This window comes from Stenotrophomonas maltophilia group sp. P373 (genome assembly GCF_053295075.1).
Genome location: NZ_CM129994.1, coordinates 1016197 through 1031219 on the forward strand (window position 1 = coordinate 1016197; position 15023 = coordinate 1031219).

The 15023-nt window shown below is 66.8% G+C and carries 16 protein-coding genes and 1 tRNA gene; 10 read left to right on the forward strand and 7 right to left on the reverse strand.

All coding sequences use genetic code 11. The annotated features are described in order from the left end of the window. Positions 1–98: 98 nt before the first annotated feature. From mltG to ACSYHF_RS04665, 5 genes are all read left to right on the forward strand, one after another. Complete coding sequence (gene mltG, locus ACSYHF_RS04645; RefSeq protein ID WP_447576106.1) at positions 99–1160, forward strand: endolytic transglycosylase MltG; 1062 nt, start codon at positions 99–101, stop codon at positions 1158–1160. Next, on the forward strand, positions 1157–1822 hold the full coding sequence (gene tmk / locus ACSYHF_RS04650) for a dTMP kinase (protein WP_053501108.1): 666 nt from the start codon (positions 1157–1159) through the stop codon (positions 1820–1822). The genes mltG and tmk overlap by 4 nt, the downstream gene beginning before the upstream one ends. Next, on the forward strand, positions 1819–2775 hold the full coding sequence (locus ACSYHF_RS04655) for a DNA polymerase III subunit delta' (RefSeq protein WP_111127621.1): 957 nt from the start codon (positions 1819–1821) through the stop codon (positions 2773–2775). Before tmk ends, ACSYHF_RS04655 begins: the two co-directional genes overlap by 4 nt. Then, positions 2772–3125, forward strand: coding sequence for a PilZ domain-containing protein (locus tag ACSYHF_RS04660; RefSeq protein WP_005412452.1), 354 nt, complete (start codon positions 2772–2774; stop codon positions 3123–3125). The genes ACSYHF_RS04655 and ACSYHF_RS04660 overlap by 4 nt, the downstream gene beginning before the upstream one ends. A 117-nt stretch (positions 3126–3242) precedes the next feature. Beyond that, positions 3243–3317 (forward strand) — tRNA-Val (locus tag ACSYHF_RS04665). An 85-nt stretch (positions 3318–3402) separates the two neighbouring features. Here ACSYHF_RS04665 and ACSYHF_RS04670 read toward each other — a convergent pair. Beyond that, positions 3403–3966, reverse strand: a complete 564-nt coding sequence (locus ACSYHF_RS04670; RefSeq protein ID WP_005415515.1) for a hypothetical protein — start codon at positions 3964–3966, stop codon at positions 3403–3405. Positions 3967–4018: 52 nt separating this feature from the next. Next, positions 4019–4426 carry a hypothetical protein gene (locus tag ACSYHF_RS04675; protein ID WP_447576107.1) on the reverse strand — a complete coding sequence of 136 codons (408 nt, stop codon included), beginning with the start codon at positions 4424–4426 and terminating at the stop codon, positions 4019–4021. Positions 4427–4992: 566 nt separating this feature from the next. Between ACSYHF_RS04675 and ACSYHF_RS04680 the strand changes: the two genes are divergently transcribed. Next, complete coding sequence (locus ACSYHF_RS04680) at positions 4993–5373, forward strand: tautomerase family protein (RefSeq protein ID WP_005415517.1); 381 nt, start codon at positions 4993–4995, stop codon at positions 5371–5373. A 34-nt stretch (positions 5374–5407) separates the two neighbouring features. Here ACSYHF_RS04680 and ACSYHF_RS04685 read toward each other — a convergent pair whose 3' ends face one another. Continuing rightward, positions 5408–6505, reverse strand: coding sequence for an XVIPCD domain-containing protein (locus ACSYHF_RS04685; RefSeq protein WP_134955758.1), 1098 nt, complete (start codon positions 6503–6505; stop codon positions 5408–5410). A 32-nt stretch (positions 6506–6537) separates the two neighbouring features. Continuing rightward, positions 6538–7116, reverse strand: coding sequence for a hypothetical protein (locus tag ACSYHF_RS04690; protein WP_447576108.1), 579 nt, complete (start codon positions 7114–7116; stop codon positions 6538–6540). A 241-nt stretch (positions 7117–7357) separates the two neighbouring features. Here ACSYHF_RS04690 and ACSYHF_RS04695 point away from each other — a divergent pair, with 241 nt between their 5' ends. The 3 genes from ACSYHF_RS04695 to ACSYHF_RS04705 all read left to right on the forward strand — a co-directional run bounded on the left by ACSYHF_RS04695 (position 7358) and on the right by ACSYHF_RS04705 (position 11538). Beyond that, a complete protein-coding gene (locus ACSYHF_RS04695; protein WP_095377022.1) occupies positions 7358–7753 on the forward strand; it encodes a DUF2946 family protein in 396 nt (131 codons plus the stop codon). A 129-nt stretch (positions 7754–7882) separates the two neighbouring features. Beyond that, entirely contained in the window at positions 7883–10021 is a 2139-nt protein-coding gene (locus ACSYHF_RS04700) for a TonB-dependent receptor (protein ID WP_447576109.1), read from the forward strand. 11 nt (positions 10022–10032) lie between these two features. Next, positions 10033–11538 (forward strand): PepSY domain-containing protein, encoded by a 1506-nt coding sequence (locus ACSYHF_RS04705; protein WP_447576110.1) that lies wholly within the window; start codon positions 10033–10035, stop codon positions 11536–11538. 9 nt (positions 11539–11547) lie between these two features. On the opposite strand, the gene ACSYHF_RS04710 is transcribed toward ACSYHF_RS04705, so the two are convergent. Continuing rightward, positions 11548–12681: an MFS transporter gene (locus ACSYHF_RS04710; RefSeq protein ID WP_338167688.1), complete on the reverse strand. Its 1134-nt coding sequence runs from the start codon at positions 12679–12681 to the stop codon at positions 11548–11550. 11 nt (positions 12682–12692) lie between these two features. Then, positions 12693–13469 carry a DeoR/GlpR family DNA-binding transcription regulator gene (locus ACSYHF_RS04715; protein ID WP_053499766.1) on the reverse strand — a complete coding sequence of 259 codons (777 nt, stop codon included), beginning with the start codon at positions 13467–13469 and terminating at the stop codon, positions 12693–12695. Between the two features lie 158 nt (positions 13470–13627). Between ACSYHF_RS04715 and smqnr the strand changes: the two genes are divergently transcribed. Continuing rightward, complete coding sequence (gene smqnr, locus ACSYHF_RS04720) at positions 13628–14275, forward strand: SmQnr family pentapeptide repeat protein (protein ID WP_065177962.1); 648 nt, start codon at positions 13628–13630, stop codon at positions 14273–14275. Between the two features lie 3 nt (positions 14276–14278). Here the strand turns inward: smqnr and ACSYHF_RS04725 are convergent, their stop codons facing one another. After that, positions 14279–14953 (reverse strand): class I SAM-dependent methyltransferase, encoded by a 675-nt coding sequence (locus ACSYHF_RS04725; protein ID WP_095377019.1) that lies wholly within the window; start codon positions 14951–14953, stop codon positions 14279–14281. Between the last annotated feature and the right edge of the window lie 70 nt (positions 14954–15023).

Here is a 15023-nt window from a genome sequence, read left to right on the forward strand (position 1 = left end):
GTGCCGACCGTTGGTCGGCACGGCGACGCCACCCCGGTCATGACCCCAATCCACCGGCACGGTATCCTGCACGACGGAATCGAGTTCAGAGGTAGTCCATGGCGGGAGCCAAGCGCGGATGTCTGTTCGTGGTAACGCTGGTGGTGGTGCTGGGCGCCGTCGTGGCCGGCGCGGGCGCGTGGTTCTTCTACCAGCAGACCCGGTTCGCCGATGCCCCGATCACCCCGACCGCCGAGAGCGTGGTCATCGCCAGCGGCGATGGCATGAACAGCGTGCTGCGCAAGCTGCGCGATGCCGGCGTGGACGAGGGCCAGGACACCCAGTGGCAGTTGCTGGCGCGCCAGCTCGATGCGGCCGGCAAGCTGAAGGTGGGCGAGTACGCGCTCAGTGACGAGCTGACCCCGCGCGAGCTGCTGCTGCGCATGCGCGCCGGCAAGGTGCTGCAGCACCGGGTCACGATTGTCGAGGGCTGGAACATCCGCCAGCTGCGTGCCGCGCTCAAGCGCGCCGAGCCGCTGCTGCACACCACCGATACCCTGGATGACGCCGCGTTGATGCAGCGCCTCGGATTCGGTGGCCAGCATCCGGAAGGCCGCTTCCTGCCGGAGACCTACGTCTACCAGCGCGGCGACAGTGATCTGGACGTGCTCAAGCGCGCCCACGCCGCAATGGAAAAGGCGCTGGACGAAGCCTGGGAAAGCCGCGCACCGGACCTGCCGATCAACACGCCTTACGAACTGCTGACGCTGGCCTCGATCATCGAAAAGGAAACCGCGCTGGCCAGCGAGCGCCCGCAGATTGCCGGCGTGTTCATGCGCCGCCTGAAGATCGGCATGCGCCTGCAGACCGACCCGACCGTGATCTATGGCCTCGGTGCTGCGTATGACGGCAACATCCGCCGTCGCGACCTGACTACCGATACGCCCTACAACACCTACACCCGTGCCGGCCTGACGCCGACCCCGATCGCGATGCCTAGCCGCGATGCGCTGATGGCGGCCGCGCAACCCGCGGCGGGCGACGCGCTGTACTTCGTCGCCGTGGGCGATGGCAGCGGCGCGCACGTGTTCTCGCCCAGCCTGGACCAGCACAACGCGGCCGTAGCCCGCTACCTGCAGCAGCTGCGCCAGCAACGTACCAAGGAGACCCCGGCGCAATGAGTCCCGCGCTGCTTCGCCACCCGCGTTTCGTCAGCCTGGAAGGCGGTGAAGGCGCGGGCAAGACCACCGCCATCAATGCCATTCGTGACTGCCTGCGCAGCCACGGCCACGAGGTGGTGCTGACCCGCGAGCCGGGCGGTACGCCCCTGGCCGAGCGTATCCGCGGCCTGGTGCTGAAGCCCGATGCCGAGATCGCTGCCGAGCCACTCAGCGCCGAAGCCGAGTTGCTGCTGGTGTTCGCCGCACGCGCGCAGCATGTGCGCCAGGTGATCCGGCCGGCGCTGCAGCGCGGCGCCTATGTGCTGAGCGATCGCTTCACCGATTCCAGCTACGCCTATCAGGGCGGTGGCCGTGGCCTCGACCCGCAGTGGATTGCCGACCTGGAGCGCCGCGCGGTCGGCCTGCTGCCGGGCCTGACCCTGCTGCTGGATGTGGACGTGGCGGTGGGCCGCGCCCGCGCGAATGGCCGTGACCTGTGGCCGGACCGCATCGAGAGCGAGCAGGACGATTTCTTCCAGCGCGTGCGCGAAGTGTTCCGCAGCCGCGCACAGCAGGATCCGCAGCGCTTCGCATTGATTGATGCGGGCCAGGAGCAGGCGCGCGTGGCCGCCGATGTGGTCGCGCGTGTCGAGCGCTGGCTGCGGGACGGGGAGGGCGCATGAGCACGTTTTCGCCCTGGCAGCAGCGCGCGTTCGAACAGACGGTGGCCGCGCTCGACGCCGGTCGCCTCGGTCATGGCCTGCTGATCTGCGGTCCGGCCGGGCTGGGCAAGCATGAGGTGGCGCTGGCGCTGGCCGACTACGTGCTGGCGCAGGGCGATGCAGCCCACGCCACGCGCACGCGCCAGCTGATCGCGGCGGGCACGCACCCGGACCTGCAGCTGGTCAGCTTCATTCCGAACAAGAGCGGCGACAAGCTGCGTACCGAGATCGTCATCGAGCAGATGCGCGAGATCACCGACAAGCTGGCGCTGACCCCGCAGTACGGCGTGGCGCAGGTGGTGATCGTCGACCCGGCCGATGCGATCAACCGCTCGGCGGCCAACGCGCTGCTGAAAACCCTGGAAGAGCCGCAGCCCGGCCGCTACCTGTGGTTGATCAGCAGCGACCCGGCACGCTTGCCGCAGACCATCCGCAGCCGCTGCCAGCGCCTGGAATTCAAGTTGCCGCCGCAGCACGAAGCACTGGCCTGGCTGCAGCAGCAGGGCCATAGCGAGGCATCGGCGCGCGAAGCGCTGGACGCGGCGCGCGGCCATCCCGGCCAGGCCGACAACTGGCTGCGCGAAGACGGCCTGAGCCTGCGCCGCGAAGTGGGCCGCGAGCTGGAACAGCTGGCTGCCGGCAAGACCGGCGCGGTGGAGCTGGCGCAGAAGTGGTGCGGTGACGACAACGCGGCGCTGCGCCTGCGCTTTGCCGCCGACCTGGCGCTGGCCCAAGCCAGCACCGATGCCTTGACCACGCCGGAGCGATTGCACAAGCTTGCAGCCTGGTTCGATGCGGCCAACCGCACCCGCGACCTGCTGCGCACCACGGTGCGTGCAGACCTTGCGGTGGTCGAGTTGCTGCTGGCCTGGAACAAGGTAAACGAGCGGCCTGCCGCAAGGGGAAATCGATGAGTGCCAGCAACGCCCGCCAGGGCATCCTGTCCCTGGCCGTAAAGGACAAAGCCGCGCTGTACAGCGCGTACATGCCGTTCGTGAAGAATGGCGGCATCTTCGTGCCCACGCCCAAGCGCTACTTCCTGGGCGACGAGGTGTTCCTGCTGCTGACCCTGCCCGATTCCAGCGAGCGCCTGCCGGTGGCCGGCAAGGTGATCTGGGTGACCCCGGCCGGCGCGCAGGGCAACCGCACCGCCGGCATCGGCGTGCAGCTGGCCGATGGTGCCGAAGGCGAGGGCGTACGCCACAAGATCGAGACCCTGCTGGCCGGCCTGACCGGCTCGGACAAGCCGACCCATACGATGTGATTCCGGTAGCGTCGGGTCATGCCCGGCGGCGGCCCTCGAAACGCCCGTGAACACGAATGTGAAAAACTGTTGACGGCCTCTGAAAAGCCCCTATAATGAGCGGCTCAGCAACACACCGGGCGGTTAGCTCAGCGGTAGAGCATTGCCTTCACACGGCAAGGGTCACAGGTTCGATCCCTGTACCGCCCACCATGTTGCAGAACGAAAGAAGCCTCCAGAAATGGGGGCTTTTTTGTTACCAGCGATCCAGCAAGATCAGCTGGAAGCACACGCCCTTTCAGCCGTGCCGCTCCAGCAGCTCGCGCGCGATCATCGCCGTGGCATCCAGCAGGTCATGGCCGCTACCCGCCTGCACCACCACCGCCAATAGGCTGCGGCCCACCTCGGCATTGCCGCTGGTCAGTTCCATCTCGCCCTCAAAGCACAGATCGGCCAACCATTCATGGGCCTGCTGCAGCCCGCGCTTGCGGACGCGGCGGAACTCCGCGAGCAGCTTCGCCTGGCCGGCCTCCTGCTCACCGTCGGCCAGCAGGCCGATGGCACCGCCGTGCGCCGCGCGCCAGAGGGCCGGTAGCGGGCGACCGTTCGCGTCCACCACGTCCGGCGAGAACTGCGCGCAGTACATTTCGTAGCGCTTGCCCGCTGTGCTGCGGGGCACGATGCCGGCCTCGGCCAGCAGGCGTTCGGCTTCATCCAGTGTGCTGAACTTCAAGCGCAGCAGTGCAGGGCGGCTCAGCTGTTGTGCCAGCGCGTGCTGGTTGGCGGCGAACCAGACGTTCCAGCCCACGGTTGCGCGGCCTTCCAGTGCGGCCTTGAAGTATTCCAGGTGTTCGGCGTCCATTGCGGTCTCCTGCGCTCCCTGCGCGATTGTAGCGGGAGCGTATCCGGGCCGGTCAGGCGTCGCCGCCGGAGAGGCAATGATGTGCCTCGCGCACCAGTTGTCGGGCGGCCACGATCAGTCCGTCGATATGGAAGGCGCCCAACTGCTCGTTAGGACCGCCTTCGTTGCGCGCATGGTCGGCGGCCTGCAGCAGATCGAGCAACGCGCCGAGCCCAGATAGCGAGCGGCGCAACGAAGCGTGATTGCTGGCGCCGAGGGTGAGGCTGATGCACGGCTGTCCGTCATCGCCGTCAGCATGGTTGATCGCATTGAGACGGGCGAAGAACGGGGGCAGCTGCGCGGGCAAATTCTGCGCGTTCAGGGCGCACTCGATCTCGCGTGCGAGGTCTTCGGGCACATCGGCGGCGACGTCGCCGATAAGGGTGTACAGGCGGGGATGGACGGCGGTGCGGTTGGTCATGGCGAAACCCTCACTGGCGTAGGGCCACCTTCCGGAGTGAAGGTGGCGGACGGTGCGGGTTGGCGTACCAAGGCAAACGAACTCCCATCGAGAAGAAGGCCTGGCGGATCTGTCGATCCCCACGCACCGGCCGCCATTGAAGGCAATCGGTGCATTCTCTCTGCTGCGACGTAAACCGCAGCGATGGGTGTTCATTCGTTTATTCGAGACGCCAATCCCGGCCAAGGCGTCTTGCCTCGGCGCGGCGATCTTCAAGCCGGGCAATCACATCGGTCTGTAAGGAAAATTCTCAACTGTCCCTAGGCAGGCCAGACGTTTCCCGATGTGTGTCGTCCGACACCTGCGAGTAGTGCGGCCCATCACTGATGGCGCACATCGCCGCCCCTGCCGACCGTGCACATGACGACTCCGGAGGGATGCCACCACGGCAATCGCGTCACCCCGCGCGGCGGAGGCGGGACCATGCCACGCATGGAGCCAGAGGGTTCCATCCCTGCGCTGTCCCGCCGCTCCGGGCAGGCGTAGTCTCAGCCTGTCGTCGTACCCATCCACTCTGGAGTGCCACCATGCCGCTCGCCCGCATCGATCTTCGCAAAGGCAAATCCGCCGACTACCTGCAACGCGTCGGCGAAACCATCTACCAGGCCATGCGCGCGGTGGGGGTGCCGGAAAACGATCGCTTCCAGATCTTCCAGGAACACGCGCCCGGCACGCTGATCTACGATCCCGGCTACCTGGGCGTGGATCGCACCGACGACTTCATCTGCATCCAGATCACCTGGAACGAAGGGCGCACGCTCGAGCAGAAAAAGGCGTTGTACGCCGGCATCGCCGATGGACTGCATGCGGCGGTGGGCATCCGCCGCGAGGATGTGTTCATCAATCTGGTGGAAGTGAAGAAGGAGAACTGGTCGTTCGGGAACGGTCAGGCGCAGTACGTGAGTTGATGCGGGAACGGTGTCAGCGCCTGATGCGGCTGGGTCAGGCCATGGGCGGCGACGCCTGCTGTTGTGCCTGTTGCTCGTCCTGCGCCAGCCGGCTTGCGTCGCGGGATTGCTGCTGCACGTTGGCCTTCTGATACAGCATATCCACATCGCCCTGCTGCGTATCGAGCAGGGACAGGCGCTGGCGATTGGCGGCAGGGTCCGGCGAGGCGGTGTCGCCGCTGCGATGCAGGAATACGTAGCCGGGTGCCTCGGCGGTGCTGTTTGAACTGAATGCCACCTGCAGCGTGTCCTTTTCGCTGAAGCCGGCCTGCACCGCCGCGTGGGTCAGATGGCCTGCCAGTCGTTCGTGCTCCTGGCCGGGGGGCAGTCCCTGCTGTTCGCTGGCCTGGGCGAGTGCGGTACGCACTTTCTGGTCCAAGGCATGAAGGCTGTGCCCCGGTGCGCGCGCGTCCGCAGCCAGACGCTCGCCCAAGGGGCCATCAATGCCATCGGTTTCGCTGAGCAGACGCTGCTTCAAGCTGCGCTCGGGCAGGGGATGAGTGGTGGTGCGGTTGAGTTCGCTGTTGGGGAAAGGGGGCTCAATGCTGTCCACGCCATGGATGTTGCGCAGCGGACGATAGCCGTCCTTGCCCTGTGACTGGACGCCCAGCGGAATGCGGACATCGGGCAGCAACTGGCCAACGGGGCCGCCGATGCTGTTCACGTCCAGGCTGTGCTTGCGCTGGATGCCGGCGTGATTCAATGCGCCCCAGGTGAAGTCCACGCAGTTGTGGCGCACGTCGGCATAGTGCTTGCTGAAGCCGTACTTCACTGGATCGTCGCCGAACGCCTTGAGCTTGTTGTACTGGGCTTCGGTGATTTCGATGGTGCGGACATGGGCGGGGTCCTTATAGACTTTCACGTCGTCTCTGACGATGCGCCCGGGACCATTCATGCTGCCATGCTCGACGGGTGCGAAGCCGAAACTCTGCGCCGCTTTACCTGTAGCATGCAGAACATAGAACATGTGGCCAGGCCCGGAAGTATCAGGAGTGCCATCGGGCGTCAGCTGCTGCTTTCCCGAATCGGGATCGAGCAGTGGGGTGCCGGGTGCGGCAATGACAATGTCCAGGCTGTAGCGGGGCTTGTTCATGGAAACTCCTTCGTTCCTTCGAATGAATGGTGTCACTTCCCTGCAGGACGCGAGGCGTGCACGACTAGCCTTGCCGAATAGTCTTGCAGTCCTGATATGGCATGGACCGTTTGAATCTGCAGCCGGTATCTGCTGTCGAGCTCCAGCGGCAGCGCTGTCACGTTCAGGAGGTAGTTGCCGTCGCTGCCTGATGCGAGCGAGGCATAGCGCCAGCTCTCAGAGTGGTGCCACGAGGGGAGCGGCTCAACACCGTTGCGCGCGCGTGCCTGATAGCTGTCCCGTGTTGCAATCTCCTGCCAGGTAGTGCCTTCCCGACGCTGCAGGGATACTTCGAATGGGATGTTGATACTTGCTATATCGGGCGTGCCCGTTGTGGCTGGACTTCGCCGCTGCAGTTCCAGTTCCACCGCATAAGTGCGGTAGCTGGCAAAATTGCGCGCCGTGGTTTCGAACTCGAACTGCACCTGCTGGCCGGGCGCGTCCACGGCGATGGGCTGTGAGAGTTCCAGCGGCTCTGGCGGTGGGGGCGGCCCCTTGTCGGCGCAGGCAGCAAGCAGCGCGGTCAGGCCGAGCAGGCTGATGCGCTGCCGGTGTGTGATGCGGGTGGTCATGCAGATTCCTCTGGCTCCTTGCCGTGGCCAATTGAACCCTAACGTTGGCGAGGCAGAGCCCGCAAGCGCAGGGACCGCGGTGTGGTGCGTTCACATGTCGCCGCGCGACGCGAGCTCCTGCGTCACCGTGTCGCAGGGGGCAAACCCTGAACGGGGTCCAAGGTTGGGCACAGGCCCGTAGAATGGCCGGGTGCGTCATTCTGTCCTCCACCGCCGGTTCCAGGCCCTGGCTTGGCTTGCCATGCTGCTGGTGCTGCTCGCCCCGCTGGTGAGCCGCTGGCTGGCGCAGGGTCACGTGGCTGCCGCTGCGCCGGTGGCCGCCATGGACCACGCAATGCACGCAGAGCATGCGCAGCACGCGATGGAAGGGCACCACGACCATCACGCGATGGCGATGCCGCACGGCGAGACCGCAAAGAAGCCGCCCGCCGATCCGCATGCCGATCACGAGATGGGTGTGGACTGCGATTACTGCCTGATCGCTGCACGGCTGATCACCCTGCTGGTGGCGGCCGTGCTGCTGTTGGCGCCGATGGTACCGGTGTGCCGCGCACTGCGCGGCGCGGTGCAGGCGTTGCCGCAACGAATCGGCGGCACGTTGGGAGCGCGTGGGCCACCGGCACTGATGGCTGCCTGAGCCGCACGCGCGTTGCACTGATCGTTTTTCCATGAGGTTGCCGGCCACGGCCGGTGCCCGCACGCGCGTGTCTGTCCCTTTCTGATTGCTGCCCTGCCATCGCGGGGTGGCCTTGCATGCCGTGAAAAAATGAAAACGAACCCCAACTCCGCGCGCCTGCGACGGGCGACGCTGCCTGTCCTGTGCGCGTTGCTCCTGCATGCTGCGCCCCTGCTTGCCGCCGACGCGGCACCCCCGACCACGCTGGAGACCGTGCGCGTGGTCGATGCTCGCAGCGGTGAGCTGTCATCCACCGCCAGCGCAGGCTCTGCGTTGGGCTTGAGCGTGCTGCAGACGCCGGCCAGCCTGACGGTGATTTCGCGCGAACAACTGGAGCAGCGCGGCGACAGCAACCTCAACGATGCGATCAGCCGGGCGGGTGCGATCAGTGCGATGCCGCATCCGGGCAATGGCCTGAGTGCGCTGTCCAGCCGCGGCTTCACCGATGGCGCCTCGGTGATGCGGCTGTACGACGGGCTGCGCCAGTACGGCGGCGTGGGCATCACCTTCCCGTTCGATACCTGGTCGATCGAGCGCATCGAAGTACTGCGCGGGCCGGCCTCGGTCATCCACGGCGACGGTGCGATCGGCGGGGTGATCAACATCGTGCCGAAGAAGCCCTCGCGCGGTGCCATCGAAAACGAGATCAGTGTGACCGTGGGCAGCGAGGACACCGCGCGGCTGGGCTTCGGCAGTGGTGGCGCGCTGACGCCCGAGCTGGCCTACCGGCTGGATGTGAGCGGCAACTACAGCGGTGGCTGGGTCGATCGGGGACGCAACGGCGATGCCACCTTCTCCGGCGCGCTGCTGTGGCAGCCGCGCACCGACCTGCAGCTGACCTTGACCCACGCGCAGGGCCATCAGAAGCCGATGCGCTACTTCGGCACGCCGCTGGTGGAGGGACGCCAGTTGGACGCGCTGCGCCATCGCAACTACAACGTGGACGACAGCGAGATCCGTTATCGCGACCGCTGGACCCAGCTTGATGCGCTGTGGACACCGAACGCGAACGTGGAATGGCGCACGCGCCTCTACCAGATCGACAGCCAGCGCGATTGGCGCAACGCCGAGGCCTATGTCTACAACCCGCGCACCGGCCTGATCGATCGCTCGGGCAACACCCAGATCACCCACAACCAGGACCAGACCGGGCTGACCTCGACGCTGCGCGTGCAGGGCAATGTGGGCGGTAGGGCGAACAGCTTCGCGGTGGGCCTGGACGCCAACCGCGCGCACTTCAAGCACACCAACAACACCTATACGGGCAGCTCCGGCCCGGTCGATCCGTTCCATCCGGTGCCGGGCCAGTTCGCCAGCGACGCGCCGAACCTGCCGCGCTACCGCAACGCCGCCGAGCAGTACGCGCTGTTCGTGGAAGACCGGTTGGCGCTGAGCGAGCGCTGGTCGGTGCTGGCTGGCCTGCGCCACGATCGCGCGCGCATCGATCGCACCGATCTGATCAGTGGCCAGAACGCGTTCTCGAAAACCTACAGCAGCACCGGCTGGCGCGCCGGCACGGTATTTGCGCTGCAGCCGACGCTGAGCCTGTATGCGCAGTACTCGCAGGCGGCAGATCCGGTCAGTGGACTGCTGATGATCAGCCCCGCGAATGGAGCGTTCGATCTAGCCAAGGGGCGGCAGATCGAGGTGGGCCTGAAGCAGGCGTTCGACGGTGGCGAGTGGACGCTGGCGGCGTACCGCATCCGCAAGACCGGGCTGCTCAGCCGCGATCCGCTGGTGCCTGATCGCCGCGTGCAGGTGGGCGCGCAGACCTCGCGCGGTATTGAAGCGTCGTTGACCTGGAATGTCGCGCCGCACTGGACGCTGGATGCCAACGCGACGGTGCTGAAGGCCGAATTCGAGGACTTCCTGGAAACCACGGGTTCGCCGGCGGTGCTGGTATCGCGTGATGACAACGTGCCGCCTAACGTGGCCGAGCGCCTGGCCAGTGCGTGGCTCAGCTGGCAGTTCGCACCGGACTGGAGTGCGGCGGGGGGCGTGCGTTACGTCGGCAAGCGCTACGCCGACAACGCCAACACATTGGAGCTGCCCGGCTACAGCACCACCGACCTGGCGCTGACCTGGCAGGCGGCACCGCGCACGCGGGTGAGCGCGCGCCTGTTCAACGTGTTCGACAAGGCGTACTACGCCACCGCGTACTACACCAGTACGCAGTGGTTGCTGGGTGCAGACCGGCGCGTCGAATTCACTGTTGACCATCGCTTCTGAGGACGCTGGCGATGACGTTGCGATCCACCGCCAAGCGCTGGACCTACCTGGTGCACCGCTGGCTGGGCATCGGCGGATGCCTGCTGATGCTGCTGTGGTTCGTCAGCGGCATGGTGATGCTGTTCATTGGTTACCCGAAGCTGACACCCGGTGAGCGGCTGGCGGCGTTGCCGGTGCTGGGTGAGGCCCGCGACCTGCAGGGGCTGTCGGTACTGCCGGCTGCCGTGCAGGCCGAGCCGGAGGCTGTGGCATTGACCACACTGCGTGGCGAGCCGGCGTATGTGGTGCGAAGTGGCAGCAACGTGGGCGCCTGGTCTGCCGTGACCGGCCAGGCGCTGCTGCCGGTGTCGGCACAGCGTGCCGAAGCGTCCGCTGCACAGTTCGCGGGCGGCCCGGCCTTCGTGGGTGCGATGCGCGTGGACGAGGACCGCTGGACGCATTCGCGCGCTCTGGATGCGCATCGGCCGCTGTATCGCGTCGAGGTGGGCGGTGAGCAACCGGGCGACCTGTATGTGTCTTCGCGTACCGGCGAAGTGGTGCTGGACGCCCCGCATGTGCAGCAGCGCTGGAACTACGTGGGTGCCTGGCTGCACTGGTTGTATTTCCTGCGCATGCAGTCGGTGGATCCAGTGTGGACGTGGGGGGTGATCGTGCTGTCCGCACTGTGCACGCTGGCGGCGGTCAGCGGCGTCGTGGTGGGTGTGTGGCGCTGGCGTTTCCGTGGCCACTATCGTTCCGGTGCGAAGACGCCGTATGTCGAACCGTGGATGCGCTGGCACCATCTGATCGGATTGTGTGCTGCGGCCTTCGTGTTCACCTGGATCTTCAGCGGCCTGTTGTCGATGAATCCATTGGGCGTCTTCAGCAGCACGCGAGAGGCGATCGATGTTGAGCACTACCGTGGCGGCGCGGTGGCGGTGGACGGTGCACTGGGTGATCCTGACACGCTTCTGGCAGTGGCCGAAGCCGCGCGCTTTCAGCCGGTGGAGATTCAGTGGCGACGGATCAGTGGTGAACTGTTTGCGGTGCTGCTGGACGGGCAGGGTCATACTCGCATCGTGTCCGGCAGCAATGGGCATCTGCAGGTTACGCGGTTGCTGCCGGCAGCTTGGCTGCAGCAGAAGGTGCGTGCGTTGTCCGATGCACCGATGCAGGGCTTCGTGGTGCAGCATGCAGCGGATGCGTACTTCTATCCGCGTGCGCCCGAGGCCATGAATGGTGCAGCGGTACGCCGCTTCCCGGTGGCCGTGGTGGACTTCGGTGATGCCGAGGCGACGCGCGTCTATCTCGACCTGGCGACCGGCGATCCGTTGCTGACGATGGGGCATCGCGAGCGGGTGGGGCGCTGGTTGTTCTACTTCCTGCACAGCTGGGACCTGCCGGCGATGCTGCGCCAGGAAGGTGTCCGGTTGGCGGTGTTGCTGCTGCTGAGCGCTGCTGGCACCGCGCTGTGTGCCACGGCGACGGTGATCGGCTACCGGCGCGTGCGGATGAAGCTGCGGCGCAGGCGGCGTTGATGCCCTGGGCTACACCCGCAGCCAGCGCGTGGACACCGCCACCAGCAACAAGGCCGTGGCCACGCCGACGAACGCGGCGATCAGGCCGAAATGGTCTGCGGCGAAGCCGATCAGTGCCGGTCCGGCAAGGATGCCGGCAAAGCCGAGCGTGGACACGGCAGTGATCGCCAGCGCGCCGGGCATGCGGGTCTGGTGACCGGCCAGCGAGAACAGCGCGGGCGCGATGTTGGCGCAACCGAGGCCGACCAACACGTAGCCGACCAGCGACGCCTGCCACGGCGTGACCAGGGTCAGCACCAGCACGCCCGCAGCGGCAAGCAGAGCACCGAAGACGATCGCGCGCTGGCGGCCCACGCGCGCCACCAATGCATCGCCGAACAGGCGCGCGACCGTCATGGTCAGGGTGAAGGTCACATAGCCGATGCCGGCGAGGCTGGCGTCGGCGCGACGAACGTCACTGAGGAAGACCGCGCTCCAATCCAGCATCACGCCTTCACCGAGGAAGGCGACGAACGCCAGCACGCCGATGAACAACACGATGCCGTGCGGCAGGGCCAGCATCGGTGTGTCGTGCGGCATGCGTTCGCTGTGCCAGTGCGCTGCCGACAACAGCATCACCAGCAGCATGGCGCCAACGGCGATCAGCACCGATGCCAAGGGCGGCAGCTGTGCGGACAGCAGCACGGTCATGGTGGCCGCGCCGAGGAAGCCGCCGATGCTGAAGAAGGCATGGAAGCCGGACATCATTACGCGCCGTGCTTCGCGCTCGACGATGACGGCCTGTACGTTCATCGTGCAGTCCATCGCGCCCACGGCGGCGCCGAACACGAACAGCACCAGCCCCAGTTTCCAGGCCGAGCCGGCCAGGGCCAGGCCGGGCACGGTCAGGCAGATCAGCAGGCTGCTGGCCACCATCACCCGCCGGCAACCGAGGCGCGCGGCCAGCACGCCGGACAACGGCATTGCCAGCAGCGAACCGGCACCGAGGCAGAGCAGTACCAGCCCCAGCGTGGCGTCGTTGATCCCGGTGCGTGCCTTGGCGAACGGCACCAGGGTGGCCCACAGCGCGGTGGCGAAGCCGGGAATGAAGAACGCAGCGCGGGTTGCGTGCTGTTCGGCACGCGCGCGGTTGGCAAGGGACATGAGCGATACGGTCAGGGGGGAGTGGGGTGTACCGCGATGCCGGCGGCGCGGAAGCGCGCCGCCAATGCGGGCGGCGCGGTGGTGGTCAGCACCAGGTCGTCGATCTCGTCGAGGCTGGCGATCTGCCAGTGGCCGCGGGCACCGAGCTTTTCAGTAGTGGCGGCGACGATGACGCGGCTGCTGCACGCGACCATCGCGCGCTTCAGCGTGGCCTCTTCTGCATCCATTGCCCATACACCAGTATCGCCGTCCACCGCGCAGGGGCCGGGCAGGTACACGTCGGCGCGCAGGCGCTGCACCTGGGCCAGTGCTTCTGCGCCGACCGCACCGCCACCGCTGGCCAGGCGGCCGCCGATCAGCTGCACCGAGGTGCCATCAAGCATGCTGGCGGCCGTGGCGATCTGTGGCGCATTGGTGATCACCGTCAAGCCGAGGGCGGGCGGCAACTGCTGGGCGATCGCCAGGTTGGTTGAACCGGCATCGAGCAGTACAACCTGATTGGGTTGCAGCAACGCGCAGACGCGGGCGGCCAGCTCGGCCTTGTCGCCGCGGTCGCGGGTCAGGCGCTCGCGCAGCGGGCGTTCCTTGGGCGGTGGCAGCACGGCGCCGCCGTAGACACGCTGGCACAGGCCCTGTGCGGCCAGCTCGCGCAGGTCGCGGCGGATCGAATCTTCGGAGACGGCATAGCGGCGCGCCAGTTCGGCAGCGACCACGCGGCCCTGCTGGCGCAGTTCTTCGAGGATCTGCCGAGTGCGTTGGGCGGGGAGGGGGCTGGGGTCTGAGCTCATGCCATAAGTCTGCACATTCGTGCATAAATGTGCAACAACGTGCAATTGGCATCGGGGACACAGCGCGGCTGGACTGCCGGTGAATCCTCCCGCGCCCACGTCTATGGATCGCCCTCGCGGCCCGGCATCATGGCGGGGCACCTGGCATGGAATCCACGATGTCCCCCACCGTTCACCGCAAGCTGCGCATCGGCGCGGACCAGTACACCGGCCAGAAAGTGGTCGACCAGCAGTTCCACGAATGCGATTTTTCCAGCGTGGACCTGACTGCCACCGAGTTCATCAACTGCAGCTTCTATGACGCCGAAAGCCGCAGTGGCTGCCGCTTCAACGGCGCCACGCTGAAGGAAGCCAGCTTCCGCAGCTGCGACATCAGCATGTGCCACTTCAATTTCGTCAAGGCATTGGGCCTGGAAATCAGCGAGTGCCGCGCGCAGGGCGCGGATTTCAGCAACGCCAGCTTCATGAACCAGATCACCCCGCGCAGCGGGTTCTGCAGTGCCTTCATCAAGAAGTCGAACCTGCGCTATGCCAATTTCTCGCGGGTGACGCTGGAAAAGTGCGAGCTGTGGGAAAACCGCTGGGATGGTGCGAACGTCAGCGGCGCCAGCTTCGCCGGCTCGGACCTGTCGGGCGGCCAGTTCGAGGGCATCGACTGGAGCAGCGCCAACTTCACCGGCTGTGACCTGACCCACTCGGAGCTGGGTGAGCTGGACCTGCGCAGCACCAACCTGCGCGGCGCCACGCTGGATGTGCAGCAGGTGGCGCTGTTGATGCAGCGCATCGGCATCACCGTGGTGCCGTAGGCATCACCCGGCGTACGCCACCCAGCCCCTGAAGCTGAAGCCTGCATAGAACAGCTCCACGCCGTCGAAGCCGGCCTCCTGCAGCAGGGCGACCTCCTGTTCGGGCGCCAGCAGCGGCAGCCGCTCGGCAATGGCGTCGATCGCGCGCTGCGCATCGGCGTGGGCAACACCCGAGGCTTCGGCGAACGCGGCGTAGCGCTGCAACCAGCGGAGCTTGCCGGCCGGATCCTGCGGCACGCTGTGGTGCGCCACCACCAGCGGCGCGCCGGGCTGCAGGCGCCTGTGCAGCTCGCGCAGCGTGTGCAGGCGCTGCGCGGCATCGAGGAAGTGCAGGGTGAGCAGGCAGCTGGCACCATCGAAGCGCGCGTCCGGGGCATCGTCGATGTAGCCTTCCAGCAGTTCGACGCGTGCGTTCAACGGGCCCAGTGTCTGCTCGGCCAGCGCGAGCATCGGCGCGGCCGGATCCACACCCAGCAACTGCCAGCCCGGCTGCGCCTCGGCGAAGGCTTTCAGCTCCAGCCCGCCCCCGGCACCGAGTACCAGTACGCGGCCCTGCGCAGGAACACGTTCGGCCAGCAGCAGGCGGCTCATCTGCTGCAACGCGAGGAACCCAGGCACCTGGCGCAGTGGCGCTTCGGCATAGCGGGCCACCGCCTGTGGGTCGGAGAACGTGGACATGCGCGGATTCCTTCGACGGGGACAGACCACTGTAGCGCGGCGCGCAAGAGGCATTGCGCGCCGCTGCCGC